General features: G+C 73.0%; 20 protein-coding genes. 8 read left to right on the top strand and 12 right to left on the bottom strand.

Features of this window, described 5'->3' with window-relative positions:
- Positions 1–56 precede the first annotated feature (56 nt).
- Positions 57–1,148 (bottom strand): hypothetical protein, encoded by a 1,092-nt coding sequence (locus AAD528_RS11675; RefSeq protein ID WP_345752249.1) that lies wholly within the window; start codon positions 1,146–1,148, stop codon positions 57–59.
- Positions 1,149–1,270: 122 nt separating this feature from the next.
- Positions 1,271–3,310, bottom strand: coding sequence for a DNA helicase RecQ (gene recQ / locus AAD528_RS11670; RefSeq protein WP_375339612.1), 2,040 nt, complete (start codon positions 3,308–3,310; stop codon positions 1,271–1,273).
- Positions 3,311–3,428: 118 nt separating this feature from the next.
- Here recQ and AAD528_RS11665 point away from each other — a divergent pair, with 118 nt between their 5' ends.
- From AAD528_RS11665 to AAD528_RS11645, 5 genes are all read left to right on the top strand, one after another.
- A complete protein-coding gene (locus AAD528_RS11665) occupies positions 3,429–3,776 on the top strand; it encodes a GNAT family N-acetyltransferase (RefSeq protein WP_345752248.1) in 348 nt (115 codons plus the stop codon).
- A gap of 1 nt (position 3,777) precedes the next feature.
- Positions 3,778–4,767, top strand: coding sequence for a pirin family protein (locus tag AAD528_RS11660; RefSeq protein WP_345752247.1), 990 nt, complete (start codon positions 3,778–3,780; stop codon positions 4,765–4,767).
- Positions 4,768–4,806: 39 nt separating this feature from the next.
- Positions 4,807–5,385 (top strand): ECF transporter S component, encoded by a 579-nt coding sequence (locus AAD528_RS11655; protein WP_345752246.1) that lies wholly within the window; start codon positions 4,807–4,809, stop codon positions 5,383–5,385.
- A 30-nt stretch (positions 5,386–5,415) separates the two neighbouring features.
- The gene (locus AAD528_RS11650; RefSeq protein ID WP_345752245.1) at positions 5,416–7,992 is read left to right on the top strand and encodes an ATP-binding cassette domain-containing protein; all 2,577 of its coding nucleotides are present in this window, start codon (positions 5,416–5,418) and stop codon (positions 7,990–7,992) included.
- 118 nt (positions 7,993–8,110) lie between these two features.
- Positions 8,111–9,181: an Rv2578c family radical SAM protein gene (locus AAD528_RS11645; protein WP_345752244.1), complete on the top strand. Its 1,071-nt coding sequence runs from the start codon at positions 8,111–8,113 to the stop codon at positions 9,179–9,181.
- A 3-nt stretch (positions 9,182–9,184) separates the two neighbouring features.
- Here AAD528_RS11645 and AAD528_RS11640 read toward each other — a convergent pair whose 3' ends face one another.
- The 7 genes from AAD528_RS11640 to AAD528_RS11610 form a co-directional block, all read right to left on the bottom strand.
- Positions 9,185–10,129 carry a M15 family metallopeptidase gene (locus tag AAD528_RS11640; RefSeq protein ID WP_345752243.1) on the bottom strand — a complete coding sequence of 315 codons (945 nt, stop codon included), beginning with the start codon at positions 10,127–10,129 and terminating at the stop codon, positions 9,185–9,187.
- 73 nt (positions 10,130–10,202) lie between these two features.
- Positions 10,203–11,120, bottom strand: a complete 918-nt coding sequence (locus AAD528_RS11635) for an aldose 1-epimerase family protein (RefSeq protein ID WP_345752242.1) — start codon at positions 11,118–11,120, stop codon at positions 10,203–10,205.
- 94 nt (positions 11,121–11,214) lie between these two features.
- Entirely contained in the window at positions 11,215–13,356 is a 2,142-nt protein-coding gene (locus tag AAD528_RS11630; RefSeq protein WP_345752241.1) for a DEAD/DEAH box helicase, read from the bottom strand.
- Positions 13,357–13,545: 189 nt separating this feature from the next.
- Positions 13,546–16,755, bottom strand: a complete 3,210-nt coding sequence (locus tag AAD528_RS11625) for an efflux RND transporter permease subunit (RefSeq protein ID WP_345752240.1) — start codon at positions 16,753–16,755, stop codon at positions 13,546–13,548.
- 135 nt (positions 16,756–16,890) lie between these two features.
- Complete coding sequence (locus AAD528_RS11620) at positions 16,891–17,262, bottom strand: fluoride efflux transporter FluC (protein WP_345752239.1); 372 nt, start codon at positions 17,260–17,262, stop codon at positions 16,891–16,893.
- Positions 17,259–17,672 (bottom strand): fluoride efflux transporter FluC, encoded by a 414-nt coding sequence (locus AAD528_RS11615; protein ID WP_345752294.1) that lies wholly within the window; start codon positions 17,670–17,672, stop codon positions 17,259–17,261. The genes AAD528_RS11620 and AAD528_RS11615 overlap by 4 nt, the downstream gene beginning before the upstream one ends.
- Positions 17,673–17,826: 154 nt before the next feature.
- The gene (locus AAD528_RS11610; protein WP_345752238.1) at positions 17,827–18,579 is read right to left on the bottom strand and encodes a MerR family transcriptional regulator; all 753 of its coding nucleotides are present in this window, start codon (positions 18,577–18,579) and stop codon (positions 17,827–17,829) included.
- Between the two features lie 160 nt (positions 18,580–18,739).
- On the opposite strand from AAD528_RS11610, the gene AAD528_RS11605 reads away from it, so the two are divergent.
- Together AAD528_RS11605 and AAD528_RS11600 are read left to right on the top strand one after the other, a co-directional pair.
- Positions 18,740–19,588, top strand: a complete 849-nt coding sequence (locus tag AAD528_RS11605; protein ID WP_345752237.1) for a DUF4097 family beta strand repeat-containing protein — start codon at positions 18,740–18,742, stop codon at positions 19,586–19,588.
- Positions 19,588–20,202 (top strand): PadR family transcriptional regulator, encoded by a 615-nt coding sequence (locus AAD528_RS11600; RefSeq protein WP_345752236.1) that lies wholly within the window; start codon positions 19,588–19,590, stop codon positions 20,200–20,202. The genes AAD528_RS11605 and AAD528_RS11600 overlap by 1 nt, the downstream gene beginning before the upstream one ends.
- Positions 20,203–20,262: 60 nt before the next feature.
- Here AAD528_RS11600 and AAD528_RS11595 read toward each other — a convergent pair whose 3' ends face one another.
- Positions 20,263–20,829: a universal stress protein gene (locus tag AAD528_RS11595; RefSeq protein ID WP_345752235.1), complete on the bottom strand. Its 567-nt coding sequence runs from the start codon at positions 20,827–20,829 to the stop codon at positions 20,263–20,265.
- 148 nt (positions 20,830–20,977) lie between these two features.
- On the opposite strand from AAD528_RS11595, the gene AAD528_RS11590 reads away from it, so the two are divergent.
- Positions 20,978–21,178 carry a DUF3073 domain-containing protein gene (locus AAD528_RS11590; protein ID WP_345752234.1) on the top strand — a complete coding sequence of 67 codons (201 nt, stop codon included), beginning with the start codon at positions 20,978–20,980 and terminating at the stop codon, positions 21,176–21,178.
- A 75-nt stretch (positions 21,179–21,253) separates the two neighbouring features.
- On the opposite strand, the gene purF is transcribed toward AAD528_RS11590, so the two are convergent.
- Positions 21,254–22,726, bottom strand: coding sequence for an amidophosphoribosyltransferase (gene purF, locus AAD528_RS11585; protein WP_345752233.1), 1,473 nt, complete (start codon positions 22,724–22,726; stop codon positions 21,254–21,256).
- Positions 22,727–22,732: 6 nt separating this feature from the next.
- Positions 22,733–23,878, bottom strand: coding sequence for a phosphoribosylformylglycinamidine cyclo-ligase (gene purM, locus AAD528_RS11580; protein WP_375339611.1), 1,146 nt, complete (start codon positions 23,876–23,878; stop codon positions 22,733–22,735).
- Between the last annotated feature and the right edge of the window lie 64 nt (positions 23,879–23,942).

Here is a 23,942-nt window from a genome sequence, read left to right as displayed (position 1 = left end):
AGATATCGGTATCAAGGTGTCACGCCGCCGGAAGCGGCTGCCGGGACGACCGATCGTCAGGCGTAGGAGGCGGAGAATTCGCCGCCCGCGAGCACGCGACCGACCAGGTCGAGCAGGCCCAGCAGGTCGGCGCTGCGCGCGGTCGCGGCGCCGCGACCGGATCCATCCAGCGTCACGGTCTTCCAGGCGAGACCGCCGTAAGAGATCCGGACGTCCGCTCGCGGCTCGCCCGTGAGCGTCACGGTGCACTCATTGGCGGTCGCGAGGCCGAGCAGGCCGGTGCGCGTCGTGCGGCAGCTGGTCGAGTGCTTCAGAGACGCCGGAGCCGTGGGGGTCGGCGCGGCGGACGGCGAGGGCTCGGAGGACGCGGACTGCGACGGGGAGGGCGTCGAGGGAGCCGTCGTCGGCGAGGGCGCGGAGGACGGCGACGGCGCGGCCGAGGTCGTGGGGGCCGGTGCGCTCGAGGCCGGGGCGCTCGGCCTCGGCTCGGCGGATGTCGAGGTGGTCGGCGTCGGGCGCGGCTCGGCCGCGGAGCCGGATGCCTCGTCCGCCGGCCCGGAGGGGGTGGACGTGGGGGCCGAGGGCGGGGCGCTCGGTTGCGGGGCCGTCGGCGAGGAGCCGCCGCCGGCGCCCTGTGCGGTGCCGTCCCTCGCCTCGCGCGCCTCTCCGGCCGGGGCCTCGGGCGCGTCCCGATCCCGGTCGGCCTCGTGCAGGCCGACACGCACGCGACCGCCCTCGGCGACGAGCGGCCGGGTCGTCTCCGTCGGCTCAGGCCGGACGTCGGCGAGTGCGGGATCGTCGTACGCCGAGTTCGATCCGTCGCGCGGCGACGGCGCGAACGCCGCGACGCCCACCGCGACCAGGGCGGCGATCATTCCGGCCGCGGCGATCTGACCGCCGCGCCGCAGCCGCGAGGGGCCGGCCGGCTCGGCCTCGACGCCGAACGACAGCTCGGGGGCCGCGGGCAGCGCCCCGGCGGCGCGCGTCGCGCCGCTGTGCACGACCGGCTCGGCGTAGACCGGCATGAGGAGGTCGCCCGCCTCCTCGACCGACTTCGGGGCGATCGGCTCCGCGGCGGGAAGGAACGTGCCGCGGCGTGCCGGGCCCTGCCCGGGCGGCGCCGCGTCGGCGCGCTCGTGCTCGCTCATCGATCCCCCACCCCCGTGGCGCCCGCGCGAAGGCGGGCGATATCCGAGGCAACCTATCACGCCGCCGATGAGAGGACGCTTCCGGAATCCCGCCCGGACCGGGCAGAAGTCCCCGTTGCGGCTCAGTTCGCGGCGATCACCGCGAGCACCGCGTCGCCGTAGGCCTCGCGCTTGCGCTCGCCGATTCCCGAGATGCCCGCCAGTCCCTCGGGGGACGTCGGGCGGCGCTCGGCCAGGGCGCGCAGCGTGGCGTCGGCGAACACGACGTACGCGGGCACGCCCTGCTCGCGCGCCTGCTCGGTGCGCCATCCGCGCAGGGCCTCGAACAGGGCGCGGTGCTCCGGGGCGAGCTGCGCGGCGGCGGACACCTTGCGCGCGCCGCCCCCCGAGCGCGAGACGCGACCGATGACGTCGCGGCGCAACGGCACCGGGGTCTCGCCGCGCAGCACGCCGGGGCTCGTCTCGCTCGGTGCGAGCGTGCCGTATTCGCCCTGCGCCACGAGCAGCCCGCGCGCCAGCAGCTGCCGGATCACGCTGCGCCAGTCCTGCTCGGACAGGTCGGCCCCGATGCCGTACGTCGCGAGCGACTCGTGGCCCATCTTGCGGAGGCGGTCGGTGGACGCACCGCGCAGGATGTCGATGAGGTGCCCCGCGCCGAACGCCTGGTTGCGCTCGCGCTTGAGGCGCACGATGGTCGACAGCAGCTTCTGCGCCGGCACGAGCCCGTCCCACGTCTCGGGCGGCGTGAGGCACGTGTCGCAGTTGCCGCACGGCTCGGACGGCTGGCCGAAGTACGACAACAGGTTCTGGCGTCGGCAGTCGACCGTCTCGCACAGCGCGAGCATCGCGTCGAGGTGCTGGCCCTGACGCTGCTGGATGGCGCGGCCGCCGTCGCCCTGCTGGATCAGCCGGCGCTGCTGCACGACGTCGCCCAGCCCGTAGGCCATCCAGGCCTGCGCGGGCTCGCCGTCGCGGCCGGCGCGGCCGGTCTCCTGGTAATAGCCCTCGACCGACTTGGGAAGGTCGATGTGCGCGACGAAGCGCACGTCGGGCTTGTCGATGCCCATGCCGAACGCGATCGTCGCCACGACCACGACCCCGTCCTCGCGCAGGAACCGCGACTGGTGCCGCGCGCGCGTGGCGGCGTCGAGACCCGCGTGGTACGGGATCGCGTCGATCCCCTGGCGCGCGAGGTGCTCGGCCGTCTGCTCGACGGCCTTGCGGCTGAGCGCGTAGACGATGCCCGCGGATCCCTCCGGCTGGGACCGGATGAACGCCAGCAGCTGGGCGCGGGGCTCGGTCTTGGCCTCGATGCGGTACCGGATGTTCGGCCGGTCGAAGCTCGCGACGAAGTGCCGGGCGTCGGGCAGGCGCAGCCGCTCGGTGATCTCGCGGTGCGTCTCACGCGTGGCGGTGGCGGTGAGCGCGAGACGCGGCACGCCGGGGAACCGCTGCGCGAGGTCGCCGAGTGCGAGGTAGTCGGGACGGAAGTCGTGGCCCCACTGCGAGACGCAGTGCGCCTCGTCGATCGCGATCACGCTGAGGGTGCCGCGCTCGAGCAGGCGCAGCGTGGCCTCGCCGCCCAGGCGCTCGGGCGCCACGTAGAGCAGGTCGAGCTCGCCCGCGAGATACGCGCGCTCGACGCGGGCGCGCTCGTCCGGCGCCTGCGTCGAGTTCAGGTACGCCGCCCGCACGCCGTTCGCGACCAGCGCGTCGACCTGGTCGTGCATGAGCGCGATGAGCGGCGAGACCACCAGCCCCGTGCCCGGCCGCACGAGCGCGGGCACCTGGTAGCAGACGCTCTTGCCACCGCCCGTGGGCATCAGGACGACCGCGTCGCCGCCCGCGATCACGTGCTCGACGATCTCCTGCTGATCGCCGCGGAACGCGTCGAAGCCGTAGACGGTCTTGAGGGCTTCGAGGGGCGTGGCGTACACGGCGGGGCGCACGCCGGAGGCCGCCGGAGCGGGAGCCGACGCGGGCGCCGCGGGAGGGGCTGCCCACTCGTCGGGCGGCGGGGCGTCGAGGTACGGGTCGTAGGGCGGCTCGTCGTACGGCGGCGGCTCGTACGGGATCCAGTCGCCCGGACCGCCCTGATCGGCCGGGTCGGCGGGCGCCCACGAGCCCCAGCCGGACGGGGATTCCTGGGCGCTCGGGGTCACGCCTTCGAGTGTAGGCGGCGCCCCCGACACGTCCCGGGGTGTGCAGCCGGCGCACCGCATCCGGCCGGTGTGGACGAGTCGCTTTCCGATGTCCCCCGCACGCCGTAGCGTGGCCGCCATGGCGGAGATCACGGTGACGAGGAACGACGAGGCGGGCCGCTACGAGCTGCACTTCTCGGACGACACGCACGACCGCACGCTCGCGGGCCACACGTCCTTCGAGCAGGGCACGGGGCGGATCCGGTTCACGGGGACCGAGATCGATCCGGCCTTCCGCGGCAAGGGGCTCGGCGAGACGCTCGCGTCGGAGGCCCTGGCCGATGCCGCGCAGCGCGGCGACACGATCGTGCCGTTGTGCCCGTTCATCGCGGCGTACCTGCAGAAGAACGAGGTGGCCGGGGCGGTCGTGGAGTGGCCGGGCGGCACGCCGCTCGACGCGGCGACGCAGGGCGAATCGCCGGCGTGACGTGACCCGATACGACGCCGAGGCGGCACCGTGGGACCTCGCGTCCGACGCGTGCGACGGTCCGCGCGAGCTGCTGCTCGCCCCGCGCGAGGTGCCGCTCGGCGGGGTGCGCGCCATGGCGGTGCACCGGTCGCTGCCGCAGCGCGATCTGCCCACCGTCGGCGCGTGGTGCTTCTTCGACCGCTTCGGGCCGCAGGACGCCGTGATGCGCGTCGATCCGCATCCGCACATCGGGCTGCAGACCGTGACGTGGCCGCTGGTCGGCGAGGTGCGCCACCGCGACAGCATCGCCAGCGACGTGACCGTCCGCCGCGGCGTGCTGAACATCATGACGTCCGGACACGGGATCTCGCACTCGGAGTACTCGGTCGGCGACGGCCCCGGCCCGCTCGACGCGCTGCAGCTGTGGATCGCCCTGCCCGACAGCCGGCGTCACGGCGGGCCCGCGTTCGAGCGCCACGAGGACCTGCCTACGCTGATCCTGCCCGCCGCGGAGGGGCCGGATGCGACGGCGACGGTCGTGGTCGGCGAGCTGGCCGGTGTCGACTCGCCCGCGACCGTGCACACCCCGATCGTGGGCGCCGAGGTCGTCCTGGCGGCCGGATCCCGCACCCGCCTCCCGCTGCGTCCCGAATGGGAGCACGCGATCGCGGCGGTCGAGGGCGACGTGGTCGTGCATGCGGGCCGCGGCGGGGAGACGACGCAGCTCGGTCCGCTCGACCTCTTCTACCTCGGCGTGAACCGCGCCGGCGTCGACGTCTCGAGCGAGACCGGCGGGATGTTCTTCCTGCTCGGCGGGGAGCCCTTCGACGAGGACCTCGTGATGTGGTGGAACTTCGTCGGGCGCGACCACGACGAGATCGTCGCCGCACGGGAGGCGTGGGAGGCCGGATCGGAGAGGTTCGGCCACGTCGTCTCGCACGGCGCGGAGCGCATCCCGGCACCGCCGATGCCGCAGGTGCGGCTCACGCCGCGCCGCCGGCGGATCTGATCTCGCCGCGCCCGCCCGCACCTGCCCTAGGCTCGCGACATGGCGCCCTCGCCGCTGTCCACCCGCACGCTGCTCGTGTGCGCGGCCATCGGCGTGGGCACGGGCCTCCTCGGCGCGCTCGCCGGCTGGATCACGGTCGCGGTGCTCGCGACCGCGCCGATGGTCTACGGCTTCGTGCTGGGCGCGCACGTGCTGCCCGGCGTCATCGCGCAGCGCCTGCTGCGGCTGCCGGGCGTCGCGATCGCGACGCACCTGCTCGCGGCCCTCGTCTCGAGCGCGTTCGCGCCGGTGTACGTGTGGCAGTTCCTCGCGACCGCCGTGCTGTTCGGCGGCCTGCAGGAGGCCTCCGCGGCCATCTCGCGGTACCGGTCCTGGGCGCCGCTGCGGGCCATCGCGACGGCCGTGGTGATCGGCGCGCTCGTCGCCGTCGCCGTCGCGTTCGCCGCCGACCTCGACGAGCTCGCGCCATGGGTCCAGCTGGTCTACCTCGTCCTCGCGGTCGTGGGACCCGTCGCGTGGACGATCGCCGGACTGAGCATCTCCGCCGCGCTCGGCCGCGCGGGCGTCGCGTCCGGCACGCGTCCGCCGGCGCGGGGCCGCGCCGCGCACGGAGGTTAGGGCGCCCTTACCGTCGGCTAGGGTGAGCCCGTGCCTCCGGCCGATCCCCCGCTGCTGCGCCTGACCGGCGTCTCGATCACGCATCCCGACGCGATCCGGCCGACGCCGCGCGACGTGACGCTGGAGGTGCGGCGCGGCGAGGTCGTGCTGCTGCTCGGGCCCAGCGGTTCCGGGAAGTCCACGCTCGCGCTCGCGCTGAACGGCCTGGTGCCGCAGGCCGTGCCCGCGGCGCTCGCGGGCACGGTCGAGATCGACGGCGTCGACACCGCCGCGAGCACGCTCGCCCAGCTCAGCACGCGCGTGGCGATGGTGTTCCAGGATCCGGATACCCAGGTCGTCACCGGCACGCTGCTCGACGAGGTCGCGTTCGGGCTCGAGAACCTGACGCTGCCGGCGGACGAGGTGCTCGCGCGCGCCGAGGCCGCGCTGCGCCGCATGGGGCTGTGGGAGCGGCGGGCGTGGAACCCGGACCGGCTCTCGGGCGGCGGCCGTCAGCGCCTCGCCATCGCATGCGCGCTGGCGATGGGATCTCCGCTGCTGGTGCTGGACGAGCCGACGGCGAACCTGGATCCGGTCGGAATCGACGACGTGTACGCTGCGCTCGCGGACGTCGTCGCGAGGGGGGACCGCGCGGTGGTGCTGGTGGAGCACAACCTGGACGCGGCGGTCGGGCTCGCGACGCGCGTGGTCGTGCTGGACGGGACCGGGAGCGTCGCGGCGGACGGCCCCGCCGCCGCCGTGCTGCGCGACCACGCCGAGGAGCTCGCCGCGATCGGCGTGTGGCTGCCCACCGCGACGCTCGCCGCCCTGCGCCTGCGCGAGACCGGCCGGGCGCTCGATCCGCTGCCCCTGACGCCCGGCGAGCTGCGCGCGGCGCTGGATCCCGCCGAGCGCGACGCGGCGGCGACGCACCTCCTGCGGGGTCCCGCCGGCGATCCGGATGCCGCTCCGCTCGTGCGGGTGCGCGGGCTCACGCTCGCGCGCGGGCGCGCCGAGGTGCTCCGCGACGTCGACCTCGACATCCCGGCGGGGTCGTTCACGGCCGTGATCGGGTCGAACGGCGCGGGCAAGACGACGCTCGTGCAGGCGATCGCGGGGGTGACCGCTCCCCCGCCGGGACGCGTCTCGGTCGCGGGACTGGACCCGGGAACCGCGTCGCCGCAGGCCCTCGCGACCCGCATCGGCTTCGTGTTCCAGAACCCCGAGCACCAGTTCGTCGCGGGCACGGTCTTCGACGAGCTCGCGCACGGACTGCGCTTGCGCGGCCTGCCCGATGAGGAGATCCGCGGCCGCGTGGACGCCATGCTCGAGCGGTTCGGGCTCGCCGAGCGCGCGGACGCGCATCCGTTCCTCCTGTCGGGCGGGCAGAAGCGGCGCCTGTCGGTGGGTACGGCGCTGATCTCGAGCGGCACCGATGGCGGCCCGGCGCTGCTGGCCCTGGACGAGCCGACGTTCGGGCAGGATCGCGCCCGCGCGGAGGAGCTCCTCGCGCTGCTGCGCGAGCTGCATGCGGCCGGCACCACGGTCGTCATCGTGACGCACGACCTGCAGCTGGTCGCCGAGCACGCCACGCACGTCGTGGTGCTCGCCGGCGGCCGCGTGGCCGCCGCGGCGGCGACAGCGGAGGTGTTCGCGGATGAGGCGCTGCTCGAGCGCGCCGGCCTCCGACTGCCGCCCGTTCACCGGGCGCTGCGCGCCGAGGCGGCGGTCGCGGCGGGCGGCGAGACCGCAGCGCCCTGCCGAGACAGCAGCGGACACGTGCAGTCTCGTGCGGGGGATGCGGTCTCGGCTCCGGACGACGCCCGGCAGCTCCCGGACCCGTACGCGCCGCCGCCGCCCGCGCCGGCGTGGCGCTTCCTGCACCATCTCAATCCGCTGGCGCTCATCGCGGCCACCGCGCCCGCGATGATCCTGCTGGTCTTCACGCGCGACCTCGCGACGCCGCTGGCGATGCTGATCCTGGCCGCGGTGGTGCTCGCGGCGGGGGCCCGCCTGCCGCGGCGCCTGGCCGCCGGGCTGCTGGCGGGCGTGCCGCTCGGCGTCGCGGCCGTGGGGCTCGGGTTCTCGCTGTGGGTCGATCCGGCCCAGGTCGCCGCGACGCCCGAGATGCTGCGGATCGGCGGATGGACGCTGCACGCGGGCGCGTTCGCGATCGGCTTCGCGACCTCGCTGCGCCTCGCGGCGATCGTGATGCTCGCGGTGCTGAGCGGCGTGGTCACGGCGGGTCCCGACCTCGTGCGGGCGAGCGTGCAGCACCTGCGCGTGCCGTACCGGATCGGCTACACGGCACTCGCGGCGTACCGCTTCGTGCCGCGGTTCGGGCACGAGCTCGAGGTGATCCGCGCGGCGCATCGCGTGCGCGGCCAGGGCGCCGCGGCTCCGTGGGGACGGATCGCGCGCGGCTGGGGCTACATCGTGCCGCTGCTGGCGAGCGCGATCCGGCATGCCGAGCGCGTCGCGCTCGCGATGGACGCCCGCGCCTTCGGCGCCTTCCCCACCCGCACCGAGCGGCATCCGGTGCCGTTGCGGGCGCGGGACCTGGTGTTCGTCCTGCTGTCCTGGGCGGCGACCGCCGCGGTCTTCCTCTCCGTCTCCTTTCTTGCCTGATCTCTCCCGAGGGCCCATGAAGCGCGTCGCGGGCGCCGCCCGGATCCATCCGCGTGACACTTTGGATCTATCTTCGATAGTCCTTGACATCAATTCGGATCTTTGTTCGACTTGTGGAATGAGGTGGCAGGGGCAGGAACTCGGCGTCGCGGACGACAACGCGTTGCCCGGCATGGAGCTGCTCGACGGCCTCGTGCGCACCGTCACGACGCCGGAGTTCGCGGGTGTCACGTTCCATGAGGTCGCGGCCAAGTCCGCGCTCAATCATGTCCCCCGTTCGAGCAGCATGCCCTTCGACTGGACGATCAACCCCTACCGCGGGTGCACGCATGCCTGCGTCTACTGCTTCGCGCGCGGCACGCACGAGTATCTGGACCTGGATGCGGGGGCCGACTTCGACTCGCAGATCGTGGTGAAGGTGAACGTCGACGAGGTGCTGCGGCGGGAGCTCGCGCGGCCCAGCTGGAAGCGGGAGCACGTCGCGCTCGGCACGAACACGGATCCGTATCAGCGCGCCGAGGGGCGATACCGGCTGATGCCCGGGATCGGGACCGCTCTGGCGGATTCGGGCACGCCGTTCTCGATCCTGACGAAGGGGTCCCTGCTGCGCCGCGACCTTCCACTGCTGACGCGGCTGCACGACCAGGTCCCGATCTCGATCGCCATGTCCATCGCGGTCTACGACGACGAGCTGCAGCAGGCGATCGAGCCCGGAACGCCCACCGCGCAGGCACGGCTCGACACCGTGCGCGCCGCGGCGGATGCGGGCTTCCCCGTGGCGGTGTTCATGATGCCTGTCCTGCCGCACCTGACCGACTCGCCCGAGGCGCTGGACTCGGCGCTCGCGCGCGTGAAGGCCGCGGGGGCCGCGCGCGTCGTGCACGGCGCGCTGCACCTGCGACCGGGAGTGAAGCCGTGGTTCATGCGCTGGCTCGCGCGCGAGCATCCCGAGCTGCTGCCGGCGTACCGCGGCCTCTATCCCGGGGCGTCGGTGAACGCGCCGCAGGCGTATCGCTCGATGCTGGCGCAGCGGATCCGTCCGCTCATCCGGTCGCATCGGCTCGACGGCCGCAGCGACGCCGATCCGTGGCGCCGACCGAGCGGGCCCGCGCCCGCGCGGATCGTCACGACCTCCCGAGGGAGGGCCGCCGCCGCGGCCGTGGCGCCGGAGCCGGCGCGGCTGTTCTGAGCCTCACTCGTACGCGGGCGCGGCGGGCAGGCCGAAGAACTCCTCGAGCGTGTGGTGGCCGCCCTCGTGATACACCTCGGCGAGCTCGGGCCCGATGTAGCGCAGGTGCCATGGCTCCGGCTCGTAGCCGGTCGTCGGCGTGTGCCCGCTCTCATAGCGGATGATCCAGCCGTAGCGCCACGAGTTCTCCACGAGCCAGCGGCCCTGCGGCGTCGCGCCGAACTCGTAGATCGTGCCGCATCCCGCGTCGGAGCATGCGACAACGTCGGCGGCGAGGCCGAGCTGGTGCTCGCTGAACCCTGGATGCGCGGACAGCGCGTCGGCGTCCTCCTGGCCGCGGGCCCCGACCTGCGAGTCGTAGGTCGAGACCTGGTCGTCGTACGACCGGTACCCGCTGAACAGCGCGAGCCTGCCGGAGCCCTCATCCCGCGCCGCGGCGACCAGCTTCTCGAACGACTCGACGACGTCGGCGCGCAGGCTCCCCTCGACGACGTGCGAGGGCGGCACGGCCAGTACCCCCGGCGCGTAACGGATCGGATCGAGCGGCCGCTGCTTGTTGACGACGACCCACGGCAGCGCCGGATCGTCCAGCGGCACGCATGGCGCGTCGCCGGCGAGGATCGCGGCGTGCATCCCCTTGGCCCCGCCGAACGCGTCGAGGAGGGCCGCCGGGTCCTTCGCCCGGAGCGCGCCGTCGGCGCCGCATCCCTCGGGAGGCTCCGTCGCCTCCACCTGCACGATCACCGGCACGGGCAGCAGCGCGGCGGCGGCCTCGGGACCCCCGGAGCGGACGACCTCGGCCGCCTCGCCGCGCGAGACGAGCTGGTTGATGAGCGAGACCTCCGAGGCGAGGAGGGCCCCCGCCGCGAGCGCGACGAGCGCCACCCGCCGTGCGCGGCGCAGCAGCACGACCCGGTGGCGGGCCGAGACCCGCTGGGCGTAGCTCATGTCCCCATTGTGAACCGTGCTCCGGCTCACGTCTCGGGCAACGGTGCCCCGGCGCGCCGCCGGAGCTCCGGCCTCAGGCCGAGTACGACACGCCCCAGCGGGCGGTCCAGGTCTCGCCGGGGGCGAGGCGGCGGACGTCCCGGCCGGAGTTGAACGCGTCGGCCGGGGCCGTCATCGGCTCGATCGCGATCGCCATGGAGCGGCCGGGGTATGCGTCGGTGTTGAAGGCCTGGATGTACCCCCAGTTCTCGTCCTGCCACATCGTGACGCGGCGGCCGTCCGGAGCGGTCAGGGTGGTGCGGACGCGTCCGTCCGCGTCGCGCGCGAGCGATCCGAATCCCGTGTCGAGGTCCAGGTCTCCGACGCGCGCGCCGGCGCGCAGGTCGTACTGTCCGGACACCGGCACCTCGGCCGTCGGCAGCAGGCGATCGTCGACCTCGAACACGGTCTGCGCGGGCAGCACGAGCGTGAGGTCCTCGGTCGGCACGTCGCCGATGCCGAAGAAGGGGTGCGTGCCCAGGGCGACCGCCGCATCGCCGTCGCCGACGTTCTCGACGGCGTGCGTGACCTCGATGCCGTCGTCGGTGAGGGCGTAGGTCACGCTCGTGCGCAGCGTGTAGGGATAGCCATGCTGCGGGAAGACGGTGGCCGACAGCGTCGCGGCGTCCTCGGCGGCGTCGATCGCGTACGGCGCATAGCGCAGCAGGCCGTGGATCGCGTTGGAGCGGTCGGGCTCGGTGACGTCGAGCTGGCGGGTCGTGCCGCCGTCCGTCCAGCGACCGTCGCGCACGCGGTTGGGCCACGGGGCGAGCACGATCCCGCTGCCGAACGGCGTCGGGGAGCCCTCGGGATACCCGGCGACGATGTCGACGCCGCCGACCGAGAGGCCGCGCAGCGCGGCGCCTACCTGGGCGATCTGGGCGGTGACGGCGCCGGTCGCGCCCTCGCGACGGAGATGGACCTGGGTGCCGGTGGGATCGATGTGCGTCACCCCTCGAGCCTAGTCAGCCGACCGCCGTGGGACGGCCCGAGACGACGGATGCCGCCCTCCCTCGGGAGGGCGGCATCCGTTCGGACGCGGTGCGTCAGGCCGTGAGCTCGGCGACCGTCGGGCCGCCGGCGAGCTCGTCGAGCACGTCGTCGCCCGGCCGCACCTCATCGAAGGGCGCCTGGATCTCGGCGCGCTCGAGCATCTCGGTCATGCGGCGGCGACGCTGACGCGGGATCAGCGTGACGACGCGGCCCGAGTTGCCGGCGCGGCCCGTGCGGCCGGCGCGGTGCAGGTACGTCTTGTACTCGTCCGGCGCATCGGCCTGGATGACCAGGTCGACGTCGTCGACGTGGATGCCGCGCGCGGCGACGTCCGTCGCGACGAGCACGCGGGCGCGGCCCTTCGAGAAGCGCTCGATGTTGCGCGTGCGCTTGGCCTGGTTCAGGTCGCCGTGCAGCGAGATCGCGTCGATGCCGGCGCCGTCGAACTGCTCGGCGAGCATCTCGGCGTAGGCGCGGGTGCGGGTGAAGACGAGCGTCTTGCCCTCGCGCGCCACGAGCTGGTCCAGGATCTCGGGCTTCGAGCGGTGCTCGACCACGAGCACGCGGTGCTCGATCGTGCCCGTCTCCTGGGTCTCGCCGGCGACCTCGTACACCTGCGGGTCGACGAGGAACTCGTCGACGAGCGCGGCGACCTCGCGGTCGAGCGTGGCCGAGAACAGCAGCTTCTGGCCGCCGTCGGCGGTCTGGCGCAGGATCTCCTGCACGGGCTCGAGGAAGCCGAGCTCGCACATGTGGTCGGCCTCGTCGAGCACCGACACCTGGATCCGCGAGAGGTCGAGCTTGCCTTGGCGGTGCAGGTCGCCGATGCGGCCCGGCGTGCCGATCACGATGTCGACGCCCTTCTTCAGCGCGCCCACCTGGCGGCCCTGCGGCACGCCGCCGTAGATCTGCGTGGTGAACAGGCCGACGCTGCGGGCGATCGCCTGCACCGTGCGGTCGATCTGCAGCGCGAGCTCGCGCGTCGGCGCCATGATCAGCGCGACCGGGGCGCGGCCGAACTCGCGCTTCTCGCCCGCCTTCGAGCGCAGGATGCGCTCCACGAGCGGGGCGCCGAACGCGATGGTCTTGCCCGAGCCGGTGCGGCCGCGGGCGAGGACGTCGCGACCGTCGATGATCGACGGGGCGGTCGACGCCTGGATCGGGAAGGGCTTCTCGGCGCCGAGCGCGGCGAGCGCGCGGACGATGTTGTCGCCGAAGCCCAGGTCGGCGAAGGTCACCGCGGCGACCTCGTCGGCCTGCACGGCCTGCGCCTCGAGGCGCTCGTGCACGACGTCGATCCGGTCCTCCTGCGCCTGCGAACGGGCGGGACGCTCGTCGCGGCGCTCGGCCCACTTGCGCTCACCATCGTTCTGGAAGCGGGGACGCTCGTCGCGGGCCGGGCGCTCGGCGCGGTCGAAGCGGGGGCGCTCGTCGCGGGCCGGGCGCTCGGCGCGGTCGAAGCGGGGGCGCTCGTCGCGGGCCGGGCGCTCGGCGCGGTCGAAGCGGGGGCGCTCGTCGCGGGCCGGGCGCTCGGCGCGGTCGAAGCGGGGGCGCTCGTCGCGGGCCGGGCGCTCGGCGCGGTCGAAGCGGGGGCGCTCGGCGCGGTCGAAGCGGGGGCGCTCGGTGCGGTCGAAGCGCGGGCGATCGGTGCGCTCAAAGCGGCGCTCGCCGTCGCGCTGCGGGCGGTCGAACGAACGACGCTCGCCGTCGCGGGCCGGACGATCGAACGAACGACGCTCGCCATCACGAGCCGGACGATCGAACGAACGACGGTCGCCGCGGTCGGCGCCGCGGCGCTCACCGTCGCGCGACTCCCAGCTGCGGGCCGGGCGGTCGCTGCGTTCGGTGTGGGGACGCTCCGCGCGCGGGCGGTCCGAGCGCTCGAAGCGGCGCTCGCCGTCGCGGTTCGGACGCTCGAAGCGGCGCTCGCCGTCGCGGTTCGGACGGTCGAAACGACGCTCGCCGTCGCGCTGCGGGCGGTCGAACGAACGACGCTCACCGTCACGCGCAGGACGCGCATCGCGGTCGACGCGGGGGCGCTCGGCGCGGTCGAAGCGGCCGGCGCTGTCATCGCGACGCGGGCCGCGCGACCCGCCGTCGCTGCCGCGGAAGGGACCGCCGGTCTTCTTCTTGGCGTAGCGCGGATCGAAGTTCTGGGCGGGACGACCGCCCGCGGGCTTCTTGTTCTTGGGCATGCGAAAGTGACGCACCTTCCATAGGTGTCATGCGGCCTGTCAGGACCACACACACCCGCGCACACAACGCGGCATCCCAAGCCGACCCTTCAGAGTACCGAAGAGCCCTGAGAGAACGCCTGTGCTCGCTCAGCGACCGGTCATCGAGCGAGCGAAGCGAATCGAGATGACCCGCCCGCGTCGATCCGATCAGCTGCGGTCGCGCCGATGCGGCACCTGCACGCTGCCGGCCGCGGGCAGCCCGCCCGAGACCGCGGGCGCCGTCGCCGTCGCCGGTGCGGCCACGATCGGCTCACGCTCCCGGGACGGCTCCTCGCGCTGGGGCGGGAGCCCGTTCTTGGCGCGCCGGCGCTCGCGCGCGCCCTCGACGAGGTTGTACAGCGTCGGCAGCACGATCAGCGTCAGGACGGTGGACGACAGCAGGCCGCCGATCACGACGATCGCGAGCGGCTGCGAGATGAACCCGCTGTGCCCCGTGATGCCGAGCGCCATGGGCGTGAGCGCGAAGATCGTCGCAAGCGCCGTCATCAGGATCGGCCGGAGGCGGTTGGACGCTCCCGCGACGGTCGCGTCGTGCGTGGTGAGGCCCTTCTCGCGGTACTGGTTCACGAGATCCACCAGCACGATCGCGTTCGTCACGACGATGCCGATCAGCATCAGCACGCCGATCAGCGAGGCGACGCCCAGCGGCACGCCGGTCGCGATCTGCAGCAGGATGGCGCCCGTCGCGGCGAACGGCACCGACACGAGCAGCAGCAGCGGCTGACGCAGCGACTTGAACGTCGCGACCATGATCACGTAGACGATCAGGATGGCCGCGAGCATCGCGAGGCCGAGCTGCGAGAACGAGTCCGCCTGGTCCTGCGCGACGCCGCCCACCTCCGCGTCGGCGCCGTCGGGGAGGTCGACGTCCGCCAGCGCGGCGTCGACCGCGGCGGTCGCCTCGGCGAGGTTGTCGCCCGCGGGCGGCACCGTGATGGTCGCGGTCCGACGCCCCTGCTGCGTGGTGATAGAGGTGGGGCTGTCGGCCATGTCGACCGAGGCGACATCCTGCAGGCGCACGGGGCCCGCGGCGGTCGGGATCACCAGCGCGCGCAGCTCGTCGATCGTGGCGGGCGGCTCGTCCGTGGCGATGTAGACGGTCAGCGCGGTGCCGTCGATCTCGATCGATCCCGCCTGCTGCGGGCGCATCGCGCTCGAGACGATCCCTCCGACGGCGACCTCGGACAGGCCGCGCGCCGCCGCCTGCTCGCGGTCGACCTCGACCGCGATGTACGGCAGCGAGGCGGCGAGGTCGTCCGTCACCTGTCCGATGCCGTCGCGGCCATCGAGCGCGGCGACGAGGTCGTCGGTCGCCTGCTGCAGCTCGTCCTGTCCCGGTGCGGTCACGGTGATCTCGATGTCCGTGGACCCGAAGCCCGCGGCCGCGTTCACGGTCAGCTCGCCGACGTCGTCGAGGCCGTCGATCGCATCCTGCACGTCGGCCTGCAGGGCCTCCTGGTCGGCATCCGGATCCGTCACGATCGAGTAGGTGACGGATCCGCCGCCCGAGAACGCGTCGCGCAGCGGCGATCCGCTCGATCCGATGGACGCCTGCACGGTCTCGATGCCCTCGACGCCCTCGAGCGCCTCCTCCACACGCTGCGCGGCGGCGTCGGCCGTCTCGAGGCTCGCGGTCGGCTCGAGCTCCTGCGAGATCGTGAGCGTGTTCTGTCCCGAGCTGCCGAGGAAGTTGACCTTCATGAGCGGCGCCGCCGCGATCGTGCCGCCCATCACGAGCACGGCGATCAGCAGCGTGACCCATGAGTGCCTGAGCGTCCAGCGCAGGATCGGCAGGTAGCCCCGCTGCAGGCGCGACGGGGGCGCATCCGGTGACTCCGGGTCGATCCTGTTCCCCTGCGCGTCGAGCAGCGGCCTGCCGGGGCGCAGGAACCAGTAGGCCAGCACCGGCACGATCGTGAGCGCCACGAGGAGCGACGCCACCATGGCGATCGTCACGGTCATGGCGAACGGCCGGAACAGCTCGCCGACCATGTCGCCGACGAAGACGATCGGCAGGAACACCGCGACCGTCGTGAGCGTGGAGGCGGTCACCGCCATCGCGACCTCGCGCACCGCGAGGCGGATGGCGTCCCCCTTGTCGGCGCCCTCGACGTAGTGCCGCTTGATGTTCTCGATCACGACGATCGAGTCGTCCACGACGCGGCCGATCGCGATCGTCAGCGCGCCCAGCGTGAGCATGTTGAGCGAGTACCCGAACGCCTGCAGCCCGATGAACGTGATCAGCACGCTGGTCGGGATCGAGATCGCGGTGACGAGCGTCGATCGGATCGACAGCAGGAAGACCAGGATCACCACGACGGCGAACACGAGACCCAGCAGGCCCTCGGTCGCGAGCGTCTCGATCGACTGGGTGATGAACGGCGCCTGGTCGAACACGACCGTGAAGCTCGCGTCGGGGAACGTCTCCTCGAGCTGCGGGATCACGTCGAGCGCGCCGCGCGAGACCTCGACGGTGTTCGCGGCCGGCAGCTTGGTGATCGCGATCGAGAGCGCGTCTTCGCCGTTCACGCGCGAGATCGAGGAGACCGGATCCGTCGTCCGCTCGACGTCGGCGACGTCGTCGATCGTGACGACCTGGCCGGGCTGAGGGGTCTGGGCGCCCAGGAGGGGCAGCGCCGCGAGGTCCTCGGCGCTGGTCAGCTTGACGCCGGTCTGCACCGTGAAGGTCGAGCCGTCCTCCGTGATCTCGCCGCCCGGGAACAGCACGCCGTTCTGGTCGAGCGCGTCGCGGATCGCCTGCTGCGACAGCCCGAGCGATGCGAGCGCGCGCTGATCCGGCGTGATCGTGATCCGCTGGCCGAGTCCGCCGACGATCGACGCCGATCCGACGCCGTCCACGTCCTCGAGATCCGGGATCGCGGTGGCCTCGAGGTCGGCCTGCGCGGTCTCGGCGTCGTCGAAGCCGGTGACGGCGATCTGGATCACGGGCAGGTCGTCGAGGCTCACCGACAGCACCTGCGGGTCGACGTCCTCGGGAAGCTGGCTCGAGATCCGGTTGATCGCCTGCTGCAGCTTCTGCTCGGCCGTGGCGAGGTTGGTGCCGTACGTGAACGACGCCTGCACGATCGAGGAGTTCGTGGTGCTGGTGGCGCTCGTGGCGTCCAGGCCCGCGACGCCCTGGATCGCCGTCTCGATCGGCGTGGACACGTCGTTCTCGACGACCTCGGGCGAGGCGCCGGGGTACGTGGTCATCACGAGCAGCTGCGGCAGCTCGATCGCGGGGATCAGCTCCTGCTTGAGGGTCGTGAGCGAGAGCCCGCCGAAGACCGCGCCGCAGATCGTGATCAGCGCGATGAGAGCGCGGTTCTTCAGGCTCAGGACGGCAAGTCTCGACACGGCTGTCTCTCGTTCGCGGGCGGCGGGGCTGTGGGCCGTCGGCGAACATGCGCCGCTACGGTGCTCTATCCCCGGCTCATTGTGACACGGCGCGCGGACGCGCCTCGGACCGCTGCGCTATGGCCTTGCCGTGAATCAGGCGGCGAGCGCGGGGCCGAGCGCGAGCCCGCCGACGGCGACCGCGACGCACAGCACGAGCGTGCCGAGCGCGTTGCCCCAGGCGGCCTCGGATCGGCCCTCGCGCGCCAGCACCTGGGTGTCCACGGCGACCGTGCTGAAGGTCGTGTAGCCGCCGAGCAGGCCGGTGCCCAGCACCGCCGCCCAGATCGCGTCCAGCGAGAGCCCCGTGAGGAGGCCGAGCACGAAGGATCCGCTCGCGTTCACGACCAGGATCGCCCACGGGAACCCGGCGGGCAGGACGCGCGACAGCAGCACGTCGGCGAGCCAGCGCAGGCCCGCCCCGACGCCGCCGGCGAGCGCGAGGCCCGCGAACACCAGGGGCGTCATCCTGCTCCCCCCGAGGGACGGCGGCGCTCGAGCGCGGTGCCCGTCTGCAGCCCGAGGATCGCGGCGACGCTCGCGACGAGCAGGGCCAGCCCGGCGAGGAGCACCGCGTAGACGACGAGGCCCGCCTGCACGAGCTCGCCCTGCAGCACGGCGAACCCGCTGTAGGTCGTGAAGCCGCCCATCACGCCGGTGCCGAGGAACGCCCGGCGGCGCGGATGCCGGCTCCCGAGCGCGCCGACGACGAACCCCAGCAGGCCCGACCCGACCGCGTTGATGCCGATCGTGGCGGTCAGGATCCCGAACGAGAAGCCGCCCGGGAACGGCAGCAGCATCCCGGCCCGCAGCGCGACCCCGAGCGCCCCGCCGACCATCACCAGCGGCAGGAGCCCCCAGCGGATCGGCGCGCGCATCACCCGCTCAGCCTACGGGCGCGGCCCTTCCCGCCGAGAAGGGGCCCCTCCCCCTCCTCGAGAACACGTGCTGTCAGCGGCGACATGCCCGATCGGACCGGATCCGGCGTGTGCTCGCCGAGAGCACGTGTTCTCGAGGGCAGTGGCCGCCGGGCTAGAGGCAGGCCTCGGCGTAGGTGCGGAGGGCGTCCCGGACGAAGGCGGCACCCTGGGCGCCGCCGTAGTTGCGGGCGAAGCGCTCGTCCGCGACGTACATGTCGCCGAGGCCGATCACGTACTCCCTGGCGTGCCCGGCCGCGGCGGGCGTTCCGGGGATGCCGGTGAGCCATTCCACGTGGCGCCGCGCGAGCGCCTGCGCCTCGTCCGCCGCCGGATCCGCTCCGGGTCGCGCCGCCGCGATCCAGTCGCGCCTGAGCGCGGCCGCCCGCTCCTGCCAGGCCATGCGCTCGGCCTCGCTCATGCCTCGCCACCACGCGTCGCCCCGGGCGTACGCGTCCGCGCCCCAGCGGCGCTCGACCTCGCCCCGGTGCTGCGTGTGGTCGAAGCCGTCGAACATGTCCTCCGCCATCAGCTCCTCCTGTTCCTCTAGTCCGCGGATGGTGCCGGTCACCGCGCCGATCTGCCGCGCGATCCGGTCCTGCTCGCCGCGCAGCCACTGGAGGTGCGCCTCGAGGGCGCGCCGCTCGTCGGTCTCGCGGTCGAGGATCTCGCCGATCTGCGGCAGGCCGAGCCCCAGCTCGCGCAGCAGCAGGATGCGCTGCAGCCGCACGAGCGCCCGCTCGTCGTAGTGCCGGTAGCCGTTCGGCCCGATGCGGGACGGCGGCAGGAGCCCGAGCTCGCCGTAGTGACGCAGCGCGCGGCTGGTCGTGCCCGCGAGCCTCGCGATCTGCTGGATCGACCAGTCCATCCGGTCCCCTCTCTTCGCTCCGACGCTAGATCTTGACGTGACGTCAGGGTCAAGCACCGTGAGCCTGAGAATTCGCGACGACCCTCGACAATCGAGATATATCGTGTTCTACTCGACAGATCGAGATATATCTCGAGTTGAACCGGAAGGGATCGCAGCCGTGGAGAAATGGATCGTGCAGCCGGGCCAGACCCGGGTGATCGACGTCGAGGGCATCCGCCACCTCAAGGTGGGGCTCGCCGGCGGACAGATCGACATCATCGGACACGACGAGCCGGGCACCCGCGTCGAGGTGCACGGCGTGACCGTCAAGGACCTGCGGATCGAGGTCACGGGCGACGAGCTCGAGATCGACCACCCGCAGCTGCGCTGGGACAACTTCCTCGAGGTGTTCCGCAACTTCGGCGCGGGCGGCCCCCGGGCGGAGATCAGCGTCGCGGTGCCGCGGGCGGTCGCGCTCACGCTCGGCGTCGTCAGCGCCGGCGCGCTCGTGTCCGGCCTCGCGGCGGAGGCCCGCGTGAACACCGTCTCGGGCGATGTGCTCGTCGACGGACTGACGGGCGACCTCACCGCGAACGCGGTGTCGGGCGACGTGCAGGCCCGCGGCCTCGCGGGCGCGTTCTCGGCCAACACCGTCTCGGGCGACGTCACGGTGGCCGGCCGGATCCGCCGCGCCTCGGTCGACTCGGTCTCCGGCGCGACCATGGTCGACGCCGAGGGCCCGATCGACTCGGCGTCGGTCAACAGCGTCAGCGGATCGGCCACGCTGCGGCTGGACGAGGGACTGCCCGCGAACTACGTCGCACGCTCGGCGAGCGGCCGGATCGTCCTCGACGGCGTCGTGCGTTCGTCCGGCGGGCCCAGCAGCATCGCGGCATCCGTCGGCGAGCTGTCGGGATCGTTCGCGGACGTCCGCGCCAACACCGTCTCGGGCGACGTCACGGTGCTGCGCCGGCCGGCGACCGCACCCGCCGAGTCGGCCACGCCTCGCGCGGAGGAGTCGCTCTGATGCCCCCCGTCTTCTCCCACGGCGACCTGCGCCTGTACCTGCTGAACCTGCTGGCCGAGGCGCCGCGCCACGGCTACGACATCATGCAGTCGCTGGCCGAGCGCACGGGCGGCACATACACGCCGAGCGCCGGGACGATCTACCCGAGGCTGTCGAAGCTCGAGGAGGAGGGTCTGGTGACCAAGACCTCGGACGGCCGCAAGACGGTCTACGAGATCACGGACGCCGGTCGTGCCGAAGTGCGCGACCGGGCCGGGGACATCGCAGGGATCGAGGCGGGCCTGGCCGACACGGTGCGGCTGATCGCGGACGAGGTTCGCCTCAGCGTCCGCGAGGCCATGCGGAGCCTCCGCGCCGACCTCGCCGCGGCCGCGCAGGACGCGCCCCGCGCCACCGCGAGCGCGCCGGACCCCGCGGACGGGGATGCGCGCGTCCGCTCCCGCGAGGAGCTGCACCGCGCCGAGGCCGCCGTGGCCGACTTCCGCGGCCGCGTGCGCGCTGAGCTGCGCTCGCACGTCGCCCGCGGCGGCGAGCTCACGTCCGCGACCGTCGACGCGCTGCAGTCCGCGCTCGAGACGGCCGCCGGATCCCTCAGCGACGCGCTGCGCCGCTGAACCACGGACGGATGCCCCGGGACCTCGTCGTCCCGGGGCATTCGCGTCAGCGCTCTCGGCTCAGCCCTCGACTTCGGGGAAGGCCTCGTCGTCGTGCAGCGGCTCGTCCTGCGGCACGACCAGGATCGGGCGGTGCTGACGGTGCGACAGCCGCGCGGCGACCGAGCCGGTGAAGAACTGCCGCAGGGACTCGCCGAAGCCGCGCTTGCGGGTGCCGACCACGATCAGCTTCGCGTCGATCTTGTCGGCGAAGTGCTTCAGCGCCAGGGCCGGGTCGCCGACCAGCTGGCGCACCTCCCACGTCACGGCGCTGTTGATCAGGTGCGTCTCGGCCTCGCGTCGGACGGCCTCCAGCTCGCCCGCGCCGGCCTGCACGTTGATGTCGACGGGCGCGGAGTGGACGTAGCCGTCCGGGTCCTCGTACGTCACGAAGCGCGTCACATCCACGTGCACGACCGCCAGCGGCGCGCCCAGCATCGTCGCGTAGTGGGCGGCCTCCTGGAGCACGCGCGGCGACTGATCGGGGATCACCGCGGCGATCACCGCGCCGCGCAGCACGGCATCCGCGGACGCCTGCTGTGCCTTCGCGCTGTCGGACGGCTCATCGACGAACGGCTGATCGGTCATCCTGCGACCCCTTCCCGGTGCCGCGGCCGGCCGAGGCGCCGGGGCCGCGTGGTAATCTGAACTCTACTCTTCACCGGCTCTTGTGCCGGATCCAGACAAGCGCATCGGGGCAGCGATCCCGGCAGCTACACGTGAGGGGGTCTCGCCCATGGGCCGTGGCCGTCAGAAGGCGAAGCACACCAAGCTCGCCCGCGAATTGAAGTCGTTCAGCCCGACGGTGAACTACTCGGCGCTGGAGCGCGAGCTCGGGCACCCGAGTGACGACAACGAGTACGTCGACAAGTGGGCCGACATGTACGGCGACGAGAGCGACGAAGACGAGGACGAGTATCAGGCCCAGCAGGCCTGATCCCTCATATCTCCCGCGGAAAAGCGCCCGGGGCTGCGGCACCGGGCGCTTTCGTGTGCCCTCCGACCGGCCGGGTCAGGACGACTGCGTGCCCTCGACCCACTCGAGGTACTCGTCCGTCACGGTGCCCGTGAGGTAGCGGCCGTCGAAGCAGCTCATATCGAGGTCCGCGAACGTCGCGTCGCCCTGCGCGCTCTCGATGATCGCGTCCTTGAGGTCCTCGACCTCCTGGTAGACGAGGTAGTCGGCGCCCAGCTCCTCGGCGATCTCCGGGATCGTGCGGCCGTGCGCGACGAGCTCGTGGCGCGAGGGCATGTTGATGCCGTACACGTGAGGGTGCCGCACGGGCGGCGCCGCGGACGCGAACGTGACCGACTTCGCCCCGGCGTCGCGGGCCATCTGCACGATCTGCTTGCTGGTGGTGCCGCGCACGATCGAGTCGTCGATCAGCAGCACGTTCTTGCCCTGGAACTCGCTCGACATCGCGTTGAGCTTCTGGCGCACGCTCTTCTTGCGCGCCGCCTGCCCGGGCATGATGAACGTCCGGCCGACGTAGCGGTTCTTGTAGAAGCCCTCGCGGTACTCGATGCCGAGCACGCGCGAGACCTCCATCGCGGCGGGGCGCGAGGAGTCGGGGATCGGCATGACCACGTCGATGAGGCCCTCGGGCACGTGCTTCGCGATGGTCGCCGCGAGCTTCGCGCCCATCCGCAGACGCGACTCGTACACGGGCACGCCGTTCATGATCGAGTCCGGGCGGGCGAGGTAGACGTACTCGAACGAGCACGGCAGCAGCGTCGCGTCGTCCGCGCACTGCTTCGAGTACAGCTCGCCGGCATCCGTGATGAACACGGCCTCGCCGGGCTCCACGTCGCGCACGATCTCGTAGTCGGCGTTCTCGAGCACGAGCGACTCGCTCGTGACGACCCACTCGTCCCGTCCCTCCGCACCGGACCGGCGACCCAGGATCAGCGGACGGATGCCGAGCGGATCGCGGAACGCCAGCAGGCCGTATCCCGCGATGACCGAGATCACGGCGTACGCGCCCTCGATGCGGCGATGCGTGCGCGAGACGGCCTCGAAGATCCGCTCGGGCTCGAGGTCGACGGGGCTGGTCGTGGCCTGCAGCTCGTTCGCGAGGACGTTGAGCAGCAGCTCGGTGTCGCTCGAGGAGTTCAGGTGCCGGCGGTCGCGCTGCTCCATGTCGTGCGTGAGCTCGCGCGTGTTGGTGAGGTTGCCGTTGTGGATCAGGATGATGCCGTACGGCGAGTTCACGTAGAACGGCTGCATCTCCTCCTCGCTGGAGGCGGTGCCCTTCGTGGCGTAGCGCACGTGGCCGAGGCCGACGTTGCCGAGCAGCGACCGCATGTCGCGGGTGCGGAACGCCTCGCGCACCATGCCCTGCGCCTTGTGCGTGTGCATCACGCCGTTCGGCTCCGCGGTGGCGATGCCCGTGGCGTCCTGACCGCGGTGCTGGAGGAGGAGGAGAGCGTCGTAGATGTCCTGGTTGACCAGGCCCTGCCCGACCATTCCGACGATGCCGCACATGGGTTGTTACTCTGCTCCGTCCGCGTACGCGCCGACCAGGCGCACCGCGCCGCCGTCGACGCCCTTGGCGCCCTGCTCGAACTCCTCGCCGCCCGCGGGGCGCGCGCCCTCGCCCACGACGCCGACCTGCCAGGCCGGGATGCCCGCGCCCTCGATGTGCGCGATCGCCGCGGCCGCACGATCGGCCGCCACGACCGCGAGGAAGCCGACGCCCATGTTCCACGTGCCCTCGCTCGAGCCGAGCGAGGTGCCGGCGATGTCGCTCAGCACGCGGAAGATCGGCGAGGGGGTCCACGTCGAGCGGTCGACCTCGACCCATGTGCCGCGGGGCAGCACGCGCGCGAGGTTCGCCGCGATGCCGCCGCCGGTGACGTGGCTGAGCGAGTGGACGCCGTCGCCCACCCGGTCGATCAGGTCGAGCAGCGGCGTGGTGTACAGCCGCGTCGGCTCGAGCAGGGCCTCGCCCCACGTCGTGCCGAAGTCGGCGGCGTGGTCGCCGTAGGAGATGCCGGCACGGGTGACGATGTGGCGCACGAGCGAGTAGCCGTTGGCGTGGATGCCGCTGGACCCCAGCGCGATGACCGCGTCGCCGGGGCGGACGCGCTCGGCGCCGAGGATCTTCTCGCCGTCCACGGCGCCCGTGGCCGCGCCCGCGACGTCGTAGTCGTTCGGGCCCAGCAGGCCGGGGTGCTCGGCGATCTCGCCGCCGACCAGTGCGGTGCCGGTGAGCGCGCACGCCTCCGCGATGCCGCGCACGATGTCCGCGATCCGCTGCGGGAAGACCTTGCCCGTCGCGATGTAGTCGGTCATGAACAGCGGCTTGGCGCCCACCACGACGATGTCGTCGACGACCATGCCGACCAGGTCGTGACCGATCGTGTCGTGCTTGTCGATCGCCTGCGCGATCGCGACCTTGGTGCCCACGCCGTCGGTGCTCGTGGCGAGCAGCGGGCGCTTCATGCCGACCAGCGCGCTCGCGTCCCAGAGACCGGCGAAGCCTCCGATGCCACCCACCACCTCGGGGCCCTGAGTGGCCTTGACGGACGCCTTCATCAGCTCGATGGCGAGGTCGCCGGCCTCGGTGTCGACACCCGCCTCGGCATAGGTCGAGGACGTGCGCGGGGACGGGGATTCGGTGGGTGCGGGAGCCACGCGCCCAGCCTACCGGCGTTCTCTTCGCTCACGCCCCACGCATCCGCTCGAGCACCCTTCGGGC

Origin of the sequence: Microbacterium rhizophilum (assembly GCF_039605615.1) — a bacterium.
GTDB lineage: Bacteria > Actinomycetota > Actinomycetes > Actinomycetales > Microbacteriaceae > Microbacterium > Microbacterium rhizophilus.
Note: the sequence above shows the minus strand (reverse complement) of the source record. Positions and strands in the feature narration are given on the sequence as shown.

Excerpts from the sequence above, each read along its gene's own strand:
- purF (WP_345752233.1), bottom strand. The coding sequence starts at position 22,726 with ATGTGCGGCATCGTCGGAATGGTCGGGCAGGGCCTGGTCAACCAGGAC.
- AAD528_RS11615 (WP_345752294.1), bottom strand. The coding sequence starts at position 17,672 with ATGCGCGCGCCGATCCGCTGGGGGCTCCTGCCGCTGGTGATGGTCGGC.
- AAD528_RS11640 (WP_345752243.1), bottom strand. The coding sequence starts at position 10,129 with ATGAGCTACGCCCAGCGGGTCTCGGCCCGCCACCGGGTCGTGCTGCTG.
- AAD528_RS11610 (WP_345752238.1), bottom strand. The coding sequence starts at position 18,579 with ATGGACTGGTCGATCCAGCAGATCGCGAGGCTCGCGGGCACGACCAGC.
- AAD528_RS11675 (WP_345752249.1), bottom strand. The coding sequence starts at position 1,148 with ATGAGCGAGCACGAGCGCGCCGACGCGGCGCCGCCCGGGCAGGGCCCG.
- AAD528_RS11645 (WP_345752244.1), top strand. The coding sequence starts at position 8,111 with ATGAGGTGGCAGGGGCAGGAACTCGGCGTCGCGGACGACAACGCGTTG.
- AAD528_RS11655 (WP_345752246.1), top strand. The coding sequence starts at position 4,807 with ATGGCGCCCTCGCCGCTGTCCACCCGCACGCTGCTCGTGTGCGCGGCC.
- AAD528_RS11590 (WP_345752234.1), top strand. The coding sequence starts at position 20,978 with ATGGGCCGTGGCCGTCAGAAGGCGAAGCACACCAAGCTCGCCCGCGAA.
- AAD528_RS11595 (WP_345752235.1), bottom strand. The coding sequence starts at position 20,829 with ATGACCGATCAGCCGTTCGTCGATGAGCCGTCCGACAGCGCGAAGGCA.
- AAD528_RS11620 (WP_345752239.1), bottom strand. The coding sequence starts at position 17,262 with ATGACGCCCCTGGTGTTCGCGGGCCTCGCGCTCGCCGGCGGCGTCGGG.
- AAD528_RS11630 (WP_345752241.1), bottom strand. The coding sequence starts at position 13,356 with ATGCCCAAGAACAAGAAGCCCGCGGGCGGTCGTCCCGCCCAGAACTTC.
- AAD528_RS11600 (WP_345752236.1), top strand. The coding sequence starts at position 19,588 with ATGCCCCCCGTCTTCTCCCACGGCGACCTGCGCCTGTACCTGCTGAAC.
- AAD528_RS11665 (WP_345752248.1), top strand. The coding sequence starts at position 3,429 with ATGGCGGAGATCACGGTGACGAGGAACGACGAGGCGGGCCGCTACGAG.